The following is a 14,672-nucleotide window of genomic DNA, read 5'->3' on the forward strand; positions in this document are numbered from 1 at the left end:
CGTGATGGAAAGACGACAGCCAATTCCAGTAGAAGAGGCCATGAAGAAAGTCAACCAATATCAAAAGCATGGAGAAGTAGAATGGGTCCCTTTAAAGAATAGCCTTGGGAGGTTCATTGCAGAGGATATTGTGGCAGACCATGATGTTCCTGCCTTTGATCGATCTCCGTATGATGGTTTTGCACTTCGGGCAGAAGATACAAAAGAAGCATCAAGCGAGCATCCGATTGAATTTGAGGTCATTGATCATATTGGGGCAGGAATGGTCTCACCAAAAACCATCGGCCCATTTCAAGCCATTCGTATCATGACAGGTGCAAAGATTCCAGATGGAGCAAATGTCGTCATCATGATCGAACTCACAAAAACCTTCGAAAAAGACAGGAAACCTTTTATGTCGTTAAAAAGGCCGCTTCAAAAGGGAAATAATATTTCTCGTCAAGGAGAAGAGACGCTCAAAGGGAAAGTGATGGTCAAAAAAGGAAAAAAAGTGACCCCAGGCGTTACTGCCATCCTGGCGACGTTCGGATATGCAGTGGTGCCAGTTGTCAAAAAGCCGGTCATTGGCATTATCTCAACAGGCACAGAGCTTCTTCAGGTAAGTGATGCAATGATGGACGGCAAAATTAGAAACAGTAATCTCAGTATGGTCTTCGCGCAGATTCTTGAAGCCGGAGGAGAGCCGCTTGATTTAGGTGGTGTATCCGATGATTTCGATCAAAGCTATCATGCAGTAAAAGCAGCCTTGAACAAGGTAGACATGCTCATCACAACAGGCGGTGTGTCAGTGGGTGATTTTGACTTTCTGCCTGCTATTTATGGAAAGCTAGGTGCGGAGGTTTTGTTTAATAAAGTGGCCATGAGACCGGGAAGTGTGACGACTGTTGCTGCGTTGCCAAATGGTCAATTGCTGTTTGGGCTGTCAGGAAATCCAGCTGCCTGTTTTGTTGGATTTGAATTATTTGTGAAACCGATCATCTATAGATGGTGCTTGAAAGAAAATCCATATCCTTCTTTTGCTTTGGCGAAGCTGACACATGATTTTCCAAAGGCCAATCCTTTTACTCGATTTGTCAGAGCAGCACTTCAATTCACTGGCAGCCAGCTGAGTGTGACGCCAACTGGTCTTGATAAATCAAGTGCGGTAACTTCTATTGCTGATGCCAACTGTTTCATCGTTTTGCCTGGGGGAACAAGAGGTTTTCAAGCAGGTGATCAGGTCAATGCTCTGCTGTTTCAGCACGAAGGTGGTGGCTCTCCATGCTGGATGCCAAATTAAGCATATTACAGGTGGTTGGCTATCAAAATAGCGGCAAGACCACACTGATCGAAAAGTTATGTCAGCTGGCTGAATATGAGGGGCTTAAGCTAGGCTGCTTTAAACATCATGGACATGGAGGGAAACCAGATCGTCTTTTTAAAGAAAAAGATACCGATCGATATGTTCAAGCGGGTGCATTTGCCGCAGGTGTCGAAGGAGAAGGTGAATGTCACTTTTCAATGCAGCACATGACGTTAGAGCAATTGCTCAATATGTGTGAACATCTCCCATTAGACGCCGTCCTGATAGAGGGATACAAACAGGCGCCTTATCGCAAAATCGTTTGCGTAAAGAATGAACAGGAGCTTATCGATCTTTCAACACTCTCCAATATACAAGCAGCCATTTATTTTTCTCAAGCGTTTCAACTAACCGAAAATTACTCGTTTCCTGTGTTTTCAGCCTTTGAAAAGCGCGGGGCGACATGTGCTTTTAACTTACTGAAGGGGGGCAGCCTTGGTTGAATGAACTTTTTAAAATAACAAAAGGGCCAATTGATGTGAATGAATTGATTCAGCATGTGACAAGACGAAAGGCAGGAGCTATTACGACATTTATCGGGACGGTCAGAGAGTGGACAAATGGCAAAAAAACATTGCGTTTAACCTATGAAGCATACATACCAATGGCCGAAAGCATGCTAAGTCAAATTGGACAAGAAATCAAGAAGCGATGGCCTGATACCGAAGTCGCCATTATACATCGTATTGGGACACTTGAGATATCTGACATTGCTGTCGCGATAGCCGTTTCGTCTCCTCATAGGAAGGCCGCATACGAAGCCAATGAATATGCCATTGAACGAATCAAGGAAATCGTTCCAATTTGGAAAAAAGAATACTGGGAAGACGGAGAGGCCTGGATAGGTGATCAGCTTGAAACGGTTTCTTATCCAGAAGGAAAACCTAGCGATCTTCAACTGAACGAAAAAGAAGGTGATCGGCATGATTAACGTATTATTGTTCGCCGGCCTTGCTGAGAAGGCCGGTAAACAACAAATTATCATTCAAAAAGATAAAACAACGGTTGATGAGATTAAAATAGAACTACAGGAGGTATATGGTGTTGATGCTGCACAAAATGTGATGGTTGCAGTCAACGAAATATATACGAGGGAAAATGCTGAAGTGCGTAGCGGGGACACTGTTGCACTCATTCCTCCTGTAAGTGGTGGATAATAGATATTAGAGGATTTGGTTATGGCCAGCGGCTGTAACCAATTTTTTTATGTGTGAAAAGCTTGTAGAGGTACTTGGGTATGATCTTCGTAAATAAAACATCCCCTTCGTGCTTTAGAAATGTGAGGGTCGAGCTGCTGGATGAGATCATACAATTCGCTGATTCGTCTCACATTGAAATCTGTTTGGGCTTGAAGCTGTTCTTTTAATTCTTTTGTGCTCACAATGCTTCCCTTTTTCTCTTTAATAATATCTACACATCTTGCAGCGTAGTATATTTTGTCATTAGAGGGTCTGCTTTCTTTCATATCAAGTAATTTGAGCTCATGATAAATCAATTCTCTTTCCTTTCGAAAGTATTGCCATGCTTCTTGTTCCTTTTCATAAAGTAAAATCAATTGCATTTTCAATTTTTCTCTTAACATTCACTTGACTCCATTTCCACTATCATTTAACCTACCTCTATTTTACATTATATGAAAAAATAACGTTTGATCAAGTAAAATCCTTTTAATTTTAATTTTTTAATATGAAAGTATTGGTACTAAAGTCTCTTTTGTTCTGTAAAAGAAACCAATCATAGTCCTATAAAGCCGGGATTTGTCGAAATTACTAGGATTATTTTAACAAAAAATTGGTGTGTCTAACTGAGACCATCTGAATTCAAAGGAAAAGGATATTTATTCCGATAGGCATGTTGTTTTTTGATAAAATGTTTTTAGGTAAGTAAAATCAGTGTTTTTTGATATGAATATCGTCTGGTCATGGTGTCATTTGGAGGATGTCGTTCGTGAAAATAGAATAATAGAAATAGTCCTTCCTCTATGAAAATAAGAAAATCAAATGTTCTATTACTTATTGGCAATCTTTTGATAAAATAGAAAGAACAAGAGCGTGAATGTGCGTTTCATACTTGCCTGACATAGAGAGGATGACATTTGTTGAAAGAAGAAATGCAAAAGCCCACGATCATAGGAGTAAGCATAAGACCAACAGAGCATCTGAAAAGAGTGTGGGAACATCCGATCGTTTGGTGGCCTTTATGCTGTGTGCTTGTTTTAACAGTCATTATCACTTATTTGTCTGAGCTGGTGAATGCAGGAATGTGGGCAGATTTAAGTTTGCCGATACCCGCTGTTTATGTGGTCACACTCATTGGTCTAATACTTGGAATTGTCATCAATGCTGCCATATATAGGTTCATCGTATTTTTAGCAAAAGGTGATGCTTCGTTTCAGCAGCTGTTTTCAGCGGTACTGTTTATTACACCCATTACGATCATTGGAACGATTATTTCTCATTTGGCGGTCATCCTTTTCTATGTTCCAAAAGATATCACTGTTACATCATTAAACGCATTGATTCAAATCTCTGGTCCATGGCATGCTGTGTTAGCCAATATCGATCTATTTGTGATCTGGAATCTTGTTTTAACAGGCTTTTTATTGATCCAAGTCGGCCGTATCTCACCGAGAATTTCTTGGATGATGATAGGAGTCTTTTATGTACTATCTTTCATTTTTCAATATGTAGGAACCACAATCAACATGTCAGTAAGCTGGGGGTAGAATGTCTTTATGAGAAAGAAAATCATCATCGGATCAATTTTTATCATTGTGATTGGTCTATTTATTGGATTTAACATTGCGAAAAATCAATCAAAGCCTGCTTCTACAGCAGCATTTAAAACACTCAAACTCACGCCAAAAGAAATAACATCTACTGTGATGACACCTGGGACACTTTCATTCTCTGAAGAGCAATTCATTTATGTAGAAGAGGAAAAGGGAAAACTAAATGAAATTGCTGTTAAAGAAGGTGAAAAGGTAAAGGCTGGAACGCCGCTCCTTACATATGAAAATAAGGAACTGGAGCTTGAAGAGCAGCAGCAAGCACTAGCGGCTGAATCAAGTACACTAAAACGCGAACAACTGCAAAATAGGCTCAGTGAATTAGATCAAAAACAAGCAGGTGAATCTGGCTCCAATTCCAAAAACGAGCGAGATCAGCTTGAATTAGAACTGAAAGCAGCTGAATTAGAGCAAAAACAAGCTGAGCTTAACCAAGAAAAAGTAAAAGCACAATTAGAAGATTTAACGATACATAGTAAAATTGAAGGAACAGTCATAACCATTGAGCAAGAGGCAGGAGCAGGGAAGCTAGAAGAGAGACAGCCGATCATCCATATTGGCAATGAGAAAAAAATGATCGTGCGAGGTTTGATCTCTGAGTATGATGCCATAAAAATCAAAAAGAAACAAAAAGTAAAGGTAACATCTGATGTCATTCGCGGAAAAAGCTGGCAAGGAGTCGTGAAAAAAGTGGGGGCTGTTCCTGCCCGGGCAGCATCCGAAACAACTGATGGCAATCAAACTGTTCAATATCCAGTTGAAATTGAAATAAAGGGAAAAAAACCTGAGGCAAAACCAGGCTTTAAAATGATCATGGAAATTGAAACAGACAAGCGCCAAGCGCAAACGATTCCTGAAACAGCAGTGAAAAAAGAGAATGATGGACAATACGTTTATGTTGTTAAGAAGAATGTACTGAAAAAAGTAAAAGTGGGCCTGGGGAAAACGTCAGGTCATGTTCTTGAAGTGACAAAAGGTTTAACAACAGACGATCAAATCATTGCAAATCCATCTGATGACATGTATGACGGAATGGAAGTGAATGCTGAATGATTCAGCTTTCAAACGTGACAAAAAGCTATGAGGTCGCACAAGAAACATTTGATGTATTAAGTGAGATTGACCTTGTCATTGAAAAGGGCGAGTATATGTCGATTATGGGGCCGTCCGGCTCTGGGAAGTCGACGTTAATGAATATCATCGGCTGTTTAGACCGCCCAACCTCAGGACAATATCATTTTCAAGGAACAGAGCTGTCAGCAGCAAAGGATCAAGAGCTCGCAGTGATTCGAAATCAATCCATTGGGTTTGTTTTTCAGCAATTTCATTTGCTGCCTAGATTAAATGCGAGGCGAAATGTTGAACTCCCGATGATTTACGCTGGTATCGGTCAAAAGGAAAGAAAAGAACGTGCGGAAATTGCACTTCAAAAGGTTGGTTTGGCGGATCGAATGAAACATATGCCAAGTGAGTTGTCAGGAGGTCAAAAGCAAAGGGTGGCGATTGCACGTGCGATTGTCAATGAGCCTCAGCTTATCTTAGCGGATGAACCGACAGGCGCTCTTGACTCAAAAACAAGCTTCTCGATTATGAAACAGTTTACACAGCTGAATGAGGAAGGGACAACGATTGTGCTTGTGACTCATGAAGAAGAAATAGCTGCATATACAAACCGGACGGTCGTTGTGAGAGATGGCCGCCTTGTTGAAGATAGTTGGAAGCAAGGGGACGCTATGAATGAAACTCTTTGAAAATATCAAAATAGCGCTGAATTCTGTTTTAGCTCATAAATTACGTTCTATTTTAACGATGCTTGGGATTATTATTGGTGTTGGGTCGGTGATTGCAGTCGTTGCCATCGGTCAAGGCGGTGAGCAAATGTTGAAAGAATCGATTTCAGGGCCAAACAATACCATTGATATGACGTATACGCCTTCTGATGAAGAGTTAAATGCGAATCCAAATGCCTTATTCGAAGCTGCATTTACTGAAGAAGACATACAAAGCATTAAGACAATCAATGGGGTGAAACAGGTCGCCTCCTCGACTGCACAAGGAATGCAATTGAGATTTCAAGATACGACAGTTGATGCTACAGTTAACGGTATGAATGAAGGTTATATGAATGTACATTCACTACAAATAGCAGAAGGACAGGATTTAAGAGATATTGACTTTAGAAGCGGCAGAAGAGCAGCTATCATCTCAGAAGGTGTAAAAAAAGAACTGTTTAATGGACAAAAGGCATTAGGTGAGATGATTTGGATGAACGGACAGCCTGTTGAAGTCATCGGTGTTTTAGCAAAACAGGAAGGAATGTTTTCATTTGATATGAATGAAATATATGTCCCATTTGCGATGCTCACCTCAACATTTGGTTTAAATGAATATGATAAGTTGTCTATTCAAGTAGCGCATGCTGACCAAATGAAGGAAGTAGGAAAAAACGCCGCTGCTTTATTAAATGAAAATCACCATACAGAAGACGCTTACGAAATGATCAATATGGAAGAAATAGCTGCAGGCATCGGTCAAATTACGTCTGTTATGACAACGATCATTGGCTCAATTGCCGGTATCTCCTTACTTGTCGGTGGCATCGGTGTCATGAATATTATGCTCGTTTCTGTGACAGAGAGGACAAGGGAAATCGGTATTCGAAAGGCGCTTGGGGCAACCAGGGCTCAAATACTCGTTCAGTTTTTAATCGAGTCTGTCGTTTTAACACTCATCGGCGGATTGATGGGGATCGCACTTGGCCTAGGCGGTGCCTCACTAGTGTCACTATTTGCCGGCTGGCCGTCTCTTGTGTCGTGGCAAGTGGTGTGTGGAGGTGTACTGTTTAGTATGCTCATTGGGATTATTTTTGGGTTAATCCCTGCGAATAAAGCAGCAAGACTTGATCCTATTGAATCGCTCAGGTATGAATAATACTGAGAAGAAAAAGAGCAGCAAAATAGTGTGACTTCACCATCTGAAGCTTTTATGCAAATCGCATAAAAGCTTTTTTTAGTTCCATTGAATGAAATGAAAAATGATAGAAATGCTAATATCATGACTTTCATCTTAATGTCACATATTTTTCAGTTTACAAATGGTACATATAAAGGTAAGATGACCATGGTGAAAGATTCTGATAGTTATTGAATGTATTTGATTGTTTTGTATTGATAATGTTGAAAAAAGCGATTACAATAAAGGTGCACGCAAAATGAATACGTTTTCAAAAGGGGGTGTTTTCATGTTGACACCAGAAAGACATCAACTCATTATCGATTACTTAGAAGAAAATGATGTCATCAAAATACAGGACTTAACGATTATGACGGATGCTTCTGAATCTACAATTAGAAGAGATTTATCAGCCCTTGAAGAAAAAGGCTTCCTCAAAAGAGTTCATGGGGGAGCAGCCAAGATATCAAGTATCCGTCTTGAACCAGATGTATATGAGAAATCTGCCAAAAACCTTCAAGAAAAGTCATTGGTTGCACAGGCAGCTGCATCTCTTTTAAAACAAGGCGATTGCATTTATTTAGATGCTGGTACGACGACACAGCAAATGATTGAATATATCGATCCAGATCAAGATATTGTTGTGGTGACAAACGGTGTCATGCACATTGAAGCACTCATGAGAAAAGGCATTTCTTTTTACCTGATAGGCGGATCGGTGAAACATCGAACAGGAGCCATGGTGGGGGCCGCAGCTTTGACAGCGATGGAAAATTACCGTTTTGACAAAAGCTTTGTTGGGACGAACGGTATTCATCTTGAGGCGGGGTTTACAACACCTGATCCAGAGGAAGCGCTCATGAAAAAAAGAGCCATGAAGCAGGCGAAAAAAACCTATATCTTATCAGATGCCTCAAAGTTTGGCGAAATATCGTTTTCAGCCTTTGCTAGTTTACAGGAAGCGACCATTATCACAAACGATGCAAAAGAGGATTCATTCGATAATTACCATGAAAAAACGGTTATAAAGGTAGTGAAAACATGATTTATACAGTTACTTTAAACCCATCAGTTGATTACATCGTACACGTGGAGGATTTTGCTGTCGGCGATTTAAATCGTTCAACCTATGACAAAAAATATCCAGGTGGTAAAGGAATCAATGTCTCAAGGCTTTTAAAACGTCACGGTGTTGAATCAAAAGCACTTGGATTCATTGGCGGATTTACAGGCACATATATTCAAAACTTTTTACAAAATGAACAATTACAAACAGGTTTTCACGAGGTGTCAGAAGATACACGAATAAATGTGAAACTAAAAACAGGTGAAGAAACAGAAATCAACGGACTCGGTCCAACTATTACGGAAGCGCAATTTGAGTCGTTTTTATCCCAATTTACTTCATTGACTGAAGGAGATGTCGTTGTATTAGCTGGCAGCACTCCTTCTTCATTGCCTCATAACACTTATGAGCGTATTTCTGAAGTTTGTGAGCAGCAAGGTGTAAGAGTGGTCCTTGATATTTCTGGGGAAGCGTTAAAAAAAGCAGCACATATGAAACCGTTCTTAATGAAACCAAACCATCATGAGTTAGGTGAAATGTTTGAGACGAGTATTTCATCAGCGGAAGAAGCCATCCCTTATGGGAAAAAGCTGTTAGACCAAGGTGCTGAACATGTCATCGTATCCATGGCAGGAGACGGAGCCCTTTTGTTCAGTAAAGAAGGGATCTATCAGTCCAATGTTCCGAAGGGCACGCTCATCAACTCAGTTGGTGCAGGAGATTCAGTCGTTGCAGGATTTTTAGCGGGCATTTCAAAAGGTCTTTCCATTGAAGAGTCATTTAAGCTTGGTGTTACATCAGGAAGCGCTACAGCGTTTTCTGAGGAACTTGGAACAAAAGAGCTTGTCGACACACTATTACCACAAGTAAAAGTCACACGCATTTAAAGGAGGAGTCATCATGAAAATTACAGAACTACTCACGAAGCATACGATTAAGCTTCAATTAGATAGCCAGCAGAAAGAAACAGTGATTGAAGAGCTGGTGACTGTATTAGATACAGCAGGCAAATTAAATGATAAAGAAGGCTACAAAGAAGCTGTCATCAATCGTGAAAAACAGAGCTCTACTGGTATTGGCGAAGGAATTGCGATCCCGCACGCTAAAACATCAAGTGTGAAAGAACCTGCCATTGCATTTGGCCGCTCGACTGCTGGTGTAGACTATGAATCACTAGACGGACAGCCAAGTCATCTAGTCTTTATGATTGCAGCAACTGAAGGCGCAAACAACACGCATTTAGAAGCACTTTCTCGTTTATCAACACTTCTCATGCGTGAAGAAATCCGAAAGCAGCTGCTTGAAGCGGCTACTGAAGATGAAATCATCGACATCATTAATACGCATGATCAAGACGATGAAGAAGAAGAGGAAGTTACAGAAGAACCGGCTGCATCAGGAAAACCTGCTAAGATATTAGCGGTAACAGCTTGCCCGACAGGTATTGCGCATACATTTATGGCGGCAGATGCTTTGAAAGAAAAAGCAAAAGAAATGGGCGTTGACATTAAAGTTGAGACAAACGGCTCTAGTGGTATTAAACATGCCCTTACAGCAAAAGAAATTGAAGAAGCACCAGCCATCATTGTGGCAGCGGACAAGCAAGTTGAAATGGAACGCTTTAAAGGCAAACATGTCATTGAAGTACCTGTGACAGCTGGAATTCGCCGCCCGCAGGAATTGATCGAAAAAGCAATCAATCAAGATGCACCGATTTATAAAGGCTCAGGCGGAGGTTCTTCAAAAGACGAAAATGAATCATCAGGCAGCGGAAGAAGTGGATTTTATAAGCACTTAATGAGCGGTGTAAGTAACATGCTTCCATTTGTTGTCGGAGGCGGTATCCTCGTTGCGATTTCATTCTTCTGGGGTATTAAGTCGGCGGATCCTAATGACCCTTCCTTCAATTCATTTGCAGCTGTATTAAAAGGAATTGGCGGAGATAATGCGCTTGCCTTAATCGTTGCTGTATTAGCTGGATTTATCGCCATGAGTATTGCAGACCGTCCTGGTTTTGCGCCAGGTATGGTCGGTGGATTTATGGCCTCAGCCGCAGGTGCAGGATTCTTAGGCGGATTAATTGCTGGTTTCCTTGCTGGTTACATCGTGGTGCTCTTGAAAAAAGTATTCACAATCGTACCGCAGTCGCTCGATGGCATTAAACCTGTTCTGCTGTATCCATTGTTCGGTATTTTCTTTACAGGCATTATCATGCATTATATTGTCAACACGCCAGTTAAAATGGTGATGGACGGATTAACACACTGGCTTGAATCACTAGGTACTGGAAACCTTGTACTAATGGGCATTATTTTAGCTGGTATGATGGCGATTGATATGGGTGGCCCAATTAACAAAGCGGCTTACACATTTGGTCTTGCTATGATTGCTGCTGGCAACTATGCACCGCATGCTGCTATTATGGCAGGCGGAATGGTTCCACCACTAGGTATTGCTCTTGCGACAACGATCTTTAGAAATAAATTCTCAAAACGTGACCGTGAAGCAGGTATTACATGCTACTTCATGGGGGCCGCTTTCATCACCGAAGGGGCGATCCCGTTTGCAGCGGCAGATCCTCTGCGCGTGATTCCTTCAGCCGTCGTTGGTGCAGCAGTTGCTGGCGGATTAACGGAATTCTTTAGAGTCACGCTTCCTGCACCGCACGGCGGACTATTCGTTTTCTGGGTAACAAATCATCCAGTTCTTTATATCATCAGCATCTTAATCGGTGCTGTTGTCACAGCGCTTTTACTTGGTATTTTGAAAAAACCAGTCAAACAAGAAGCGTAATTCAGAAGAGAAGCATCGTGAAGAGCGGTGCTTCTTTTTGTTTAATGATCAACAATTTAGGAAAAAATAGCTAAAAAGATGGTTGTCTTGTGAATTTTTAATTGACATGTGATAAAGTAAAGTTATTCAATTCACGTTTCAAGTCTTTTAGCAGAAAGCCTTAGGAGGAAGCAGTATTTTGAACGAAGAAAACAAACAAAACGAAAATGACATTCAATCTGATGCGAAGCAAGCCAAAACAGAGAAGAAAAGTTCACTGTTTGAATGGATCAAAGCCATTTTGATTGCACTTGTACTTGTCTTTCTCATCCGTACGTTCATATTTGAGCCGTATGTGGTGGAAGGAGAGTCAATGGACCCAACCCTTCATGACGGGGAAAAGCTGTTTGTAAACAAAACCATTAACTATCTCGGTGGTGTCAAACGCGGTGACATCGTCATTATAAATGGAAAAGATGGTCAGAAAATTCATTATGTAAAACGATTGATCGGCCTTCCAGGAGACACGATTGAAATGAAGGATGATACCCTTTACATTAATGGTAAAAAAGTAGATGAGCCTTATTTAAAAGAGAACAAGGTGCATGCGAAAGAGTATGAGGTGCATTTGACAGGGGATTTTGGTCCGGTGAAAGTACCGAAAAACGATTACTTTGTGATGGGTGACAACAGACTTAATTCCATGGACAGCCGAAATGGACTCGGACTCATTGAAAAGGATCGTATTGTCGGGACATCAGAATTTGTTTTCTTCCCATTTGGCGACATTCGACAAACACAATAAAAGTACCCTTCTCAAGGCGTGAGAAGGGTGCTTGAATGGACGACCTTTAAAAGAAGGGTCGTTTTTAATTTGGCGTGAGCATCGTGACAATGATCACAATGGCCAAAACAGAAGCGAACACAGACCCGGTAATGGCTAAAACGGATCGAAACAATCCGATCTTTTGATTTTCTTTTCCCCGCTTTTGTAAAAAGCGTTTGGAAAAGAGGTGGACCAGTGTGTAAATGAGAACAAGCCCAATATAAAGACCAAAGTCCTTCGCGTTAAATCCTGTTGCAGATAAATAAATGCCCATAAAGAAAATCAATAAACAGTATTCCATGAGTGTGAGTAATCTCAAATTGCATGAACTCCTTCAACAAATCATTCCAACTTATTATACCATAATGGACAAAAAGCCTTTGTTCTGAGAGAGAGACGTTTCTATCAAACGTTATTCATGTTATACTTCATAATGATGAATGAGTGATGGAGGATTAATAAATGATTGCAGTAAATAATGTTAGTTTGCGCTTTGCTGATCGTAAACTATTTGAAGAAGTAAATATTAAGTTCACTCCTGGCAACTGCTACGGACTAATTGGTGCCAATGGAGCTGGTAAATCAACGTTCCTAAAGATTCTTTCTGGAGAAATTGATGCTCAAACTGGCGATGTTCATATGAGCCCTGGTGAACGTTTAGCGATTTTAAAACAGAACCACTTTGAATACGAAGAGTTTGAAGTGTTAAAGGTCGTCATCATGGGTCATAAACGTCTATATGATGTGATGCAGGAAAAAGATGCGATCTATATGAAACCTGATTTCTCAGATGAAGACGGGATTCGTGCAGCGGAGCTTGAAGGTGAGTTCGCTGAGTTAAACGGCTGGGAAGCAGAAAGTGAAGCAGCGATCCTATTAAAAGGTCTTGGCATTCCAGAGAGCCTTCAATCAAAGAAAATGTCTGAGCTTGGCGGTTCTGAAAAGGTCAAAGTATTACTAGCCCAAGCTTTATTCGGTAAACCTGACGTTCTTCTTCTTGATGAGCCAACGAACCACTTGGACTTACAAGCGATTCAGTGGCTGGAAGAATTCTTAATTAACTTTGAAAATACCGTTATCGTCGTATCGCATGATCGTCACTTCTTAAACAAAGTGTGTACTCATATTGCGGACCTTGACTTTGGAAAAATCCAAGTATATGTCGGTAACTATGATTTTTGGTATGAATCCAGCCAGTTGGCACTCAAACTAAGCCAAGATGCAAATAAGAAAAAAGAAGAACAAATTAAGCAGCTTCAAGAGTTCGTTGCCCGGTTCAGTGCGAACGCTTCTAAATCGAAGCAAGCGACATCAAGAAAGAAATTGCTTGATAAGATATCTCTAGATGACATTAAGCCATCGTCTCGTAAATATCCGTATGTTCATTTTGCGCCAGAGCGTGAAATTGGAAATGATGTCCTTCAAGTAGAAGGTCTATCAAAAACGATTGACGGCGTGAAAGTACTTGATAACGTCAGCTTTATTATGAACCGTGAAGATAAAATTGCGTTCTTAAGCCGTAATGAGCTTGCTGTGTCCACTTTATTTAAAATCCTTGCTGGTGAGATGGAGCCAGACAGCGGGACGTTTAAATGGGGCGTCACAACGTCTCAAGCCTTTTTCCCGAAAGACAATAGTGAATACTTTGAAGGAAGCGACTTAGATCTTGTGGATTGGCTGCGTCAATATTCGCCTAATGATCAAAGCGAAAGCTTCTTGCGTGGTTTCTTAGGACGTATGCTTTTCTCTGGAGAAGAAGTAAAGAAAAAAGCAAGTGTCTTATCAGGAGGAGAAAAGGTTCGTTGTATGTTATCAAAAATGATGCTGTCTGGAGCGAATATTCTGCTGTTAGATGAGCCGACGAACCATTTAGACCTAGAATCCATTACAGCGCTGAATAACGGCTTAATGAGCTTTAAAGGGGCTATGCTCTTCTCATCTCATGACCATCAGTTTGTTGAAACAGTTGCAAACCGTATGATCGAAGTGACGCCAAATGGCATTGTTGATAAACAAACAACATATGATGAGTTTTTAGCAGATCAAGACATTCAAAAGAGACTCAACGAGCTTTATGCGTAAATAAGAAAAGACATCCACATGGATGTCTCAGACCGTAGACAAACCCCACCTTTACTTGAAGTAAAAGTGGGGTTTTCACTTATTTTGATAAAATATATCAGTTGGCTTACGCTGGACATGGTCCTTTCCATGTCCAGTTTGCTAGTTTTTTTGAGATTCATGGCAGCGAAAGTAAGCATCGCCTGCATCGAAACTTTTTTCAGTCCTCGAAGTTTCGTCCATCGCATACCATGCTTTTCTTTTGCATCCGCAAAAACGCGTTCAATCGTTTCTTTCCGTTTTGCATAGATGTTCTTATTCATTTGAGTGTGTCTCAGATGGTCTGCTTCATCTAGGTAGTCCTGCCAAATATGTCGGTGAATCTGTTTGGTGTGATTTTGACTTTGTGTACAGTTCTCTAACAACGAGCAGGACTTACTATACCTCTGAATCGGACGCATACTGCTTATATCCCTCTCTAGTCGTTGTACGATAAGAGAGGATTTGCCCGTTTGGGCAAATGTAACACTCAAAATGTTCGTCATACACGTATTCATTCTTTTTTAAGTAACCAGCTTTTGTTCTCGGACGAGTATAAGGCATGACAGGTCTTATCTCTTGATCCATTAAAAACTTAGCAATGTAAGGTGTTTTATATCCAGCATCTACTGCGACTACATTTGGTTTTCCGACTTTCTCTGTCACCTTTGATACGAGTGAATCCAACATACGACTATCATGAACATTTCCACCTGTGACCAGTGACCCTAAAATAAATCCTTTTGAATCACAAGCTGTATGAAATGAATAAGCAAATGACTTTTCACGTTCATCCTTTACATAATAGCCACTCTCTGGGTCCGTC

General features: G+C 40.7%; 15 protein-coding genes and 1 pseudogene. 13 read left to right on the forward strand and 3 right to left on the reverse strand.

Annotation, left to right across the window (positions count from 1 at the left end; all coding sequences use genetic code 11):
• Position 1 precedes the first annotated feature (1 nt).
• From ACSLGF_RS08840 to moaD, 4 genes are read left to right on the forward strand one after another with little or no spacing between them, the layout of a single operon-like run.
• Entirely contained in the window at positions 2–1,279 is a 1,278-nt protein-coding gene (locus ACSLGF_RS08840; RefSeq protein ID WP_456004450.1) for a molybdopterin molybdotransferase MoeA, read from the forward strand.
• Positions 1,261–1,785 carry a molybdopterin-guanine dinucleotide biosynthesis protein B gene (gene mobB / locus ACSLGF_RS08845; RefSeq protein WP_456004453.1) on the forward strand — a complete coding sequence of 175 codons (525 nt, stop codon included), beginning with the start codon at positions 1,261–1,263 and terminating at the stop codon, positions 1,783–1,785. The genes ACSLGF_RS08840 and mobB overlap by 19 nt, the downstream gene beginning before the upstream one ends.
• Positions 1,782–2,273, forward strand: coding sequence for a molybdenum cofactor biosynthesis protein MoaE (locus tag ACSLGF_RS08850; RefSeq protein ID WP_456004455.1), 492 nt, complete (start codon positions 1,782–1,784; stop codon positions 2,271–2,273). The genes mobB and ACSLGF_RS08850 overlap by 4 nt, the downstream gene beginning before the upstream one ends.
• The gene (gene moaD, locus ACSLGF_RS08855) at positions 2,266–2,499 is read left to right on the forward strand and encodes a molybdopterin converting factor subunit 1 (RefSeq protein WP_034324389.1); all 234 of its coding nucleotides are present in this window, start codon (positions 2,266–2,268) and stop codon (positions 2,497–2,499) included. The genes ACSLGF_RS08850 and moaD overlap by 8 nt, the downstream gene beginning before the upstream one ends.
• A 47-nt stretch (positions 2,500–2,546) precedes the next feature.
• Here moaD and ACSLGF_RS08860 read toward each other — a convergent pair whose 3' ends face one another.
• Positions 2,547–2,924: a Rok-like winged helix domain-containing protein gene (locus ACSLGF_RS08860; RefSeq protein ID WP_191096610.1), complete on the reverse strand. Its 378-nt coding sequence runs from the start codon at positions 2,922–2,924 to the stop codon at positions 2,547–2,549.
• Between the two features lie 516 nt (positions 2,925–3,440).
• Here ACSLGF_RS08860 and ACSLGF_RS08865 point away from each other — a divergent pair.
• The 8 genes from ACSLGF_RS08865 (at position 3,441) to lepB (ending at position 11,725) form a co-directional block, all read left to right on the forward strand.
• Positions 3,441–4,067 carry a YIP1 family protein gene (locus ACSLGF_RS08865; protein ID WP_456004457.1) on the forward strand — a complete coding sequence of 209 codons (627 nt, stop codon included), beginning with the start codon at positions 3,441–3,443 and terminating at the stop codon, positions 4,065–4,067.
• A 9-nt stretch (positions 4,068–4,076) separates the two neighbouring features.
• On the forward strand, positions 4,077–5,183 hold the full coding sequence (locus tag ACSLGF_RS08870; protein ID WP_456004460.1) for an efflux RND transporter periplasmic adaptor subunit: 1,107 nt from the start codon (positions 4,077–4,079) through the stop codon (positions 5,181–5,183).
• A complete protein-coding gene (locus ACSLGF_RS08875; protein ID WP_456004463.1) occupies positions 5,180–5,881 on the forward strand; it encodes an ABC transporter ATP-binding protein in 702 nt (233 codons plus the stop codon). Before ACSLGF_RS08870 ends, ACSLGF_RS08875 begins: the two co-directional genes overlap by 4 nt.
• On the forward strand, positions 5,868–7,061 hold the full coding sequence (locus ACSLGF_RS08880) for an ABC transporter permease (RefSeq protein WP_456004466.1): 1,194 nt from the start codon (positions 5,868–5,870) through the stop codon (positions 7,059–7,061). Before ACSLGF_RS08875 ends, ACSLGF_RS08880 begins: the two co-directional genes overlap by 14 nt.
• Positions 7,062–7,371: 310 nt before the next feature.
• Positions 7,372–8,127, forward strand: coding sequence for a DeoR/GlpR family DNA-binding transcription regulator (locus ACSLGF_RS08885; RefSeq protein ID WP_456004468.1), 756 nt, complete (start codon positions 7,372–7,374; stop codon positions 8,125–8,127).
• Entirely contained in the window at positions 8,124–9,035 is a 912-nt protein-coding gene (pfkB, locus tag ACSLGF_RS08890) for a 1-phosphofructokinase (RefSeq protein ID WP_456004471.1), read from the forward strand. Before ACSLGF_RS08885 ends, pfkB begins: the two co-directional genes overlap by 4 nt.
• Positions 9,036–9,048: 13 nt before the next feature.
• Positions 9,049–10,941: a PTS fructose transporter subunit IIABC gene (locus tag ACSLGF_RS08895; RefSeq protein WP_456004474.1), complete on the forward strand. Its 1,893-nt coding sequence runs from the start codon at positions 9,049–9,051 to the stop codon at positions 10,939–10,941.
• A gap of 211 nt (positions 10,942–11,152) precedes the next feature.
• A complete protein-coding gene (gene lepB, locus ACSLGF_RS08900) occupies positions 11,153–11,725 on the forward strand; it encodes a signal peptidase I (protein WP_456004487.1) in 573 nt (190 codons plus the stop codon).
• 64 nt (positions 11,726–11,789) lie between these two features.
• Here the strand turns inward: lepB and ACSLGF_RS08905 are convergent, their stop codons facing one another.
• Positions 11,790–12,065: a hypothetical protein gene (locus ACSLGF_RS08905; protein ID WP_034324370.1), complete on the reverse strand. Its 276-nt coding sequence runs from the start codon at positions 12,063–12,065 to the stop codon at positions 11,790–11,792.
• 143 nt (positions 12,066–12,208) lie between these two features.
• Between ACSLGF_RS08905 and ACSLGF_RS08910 the strand changes: the two genes are divergently transcribed.
• Positions 12,209–13,828, forward strand: coding sequence for an ABC-F family ATP-binding cassette domain-containing protein (locus ACSLGF_RS08910; protein WP_034324367.1), 1,620 nt, complete (start codon positions 12,209–12,211; stop codon positions 13,826–13,828).
• A 106-nt stretch (positions 13,829–13,934) separates the two neighbouring features.
• Here the strand turns inward: ACSLGF_RS08910 and ACSLGF_RS08915 are convergent.
• Positions 13,935–14,672: pseudogene (locus tag ACSLGF_RS08915) on the reverse strand (transposase); the annotation flags it as partial.

It is taken from the genome of Bacillus sp. A015 (genome assembly GCF_053851875.1).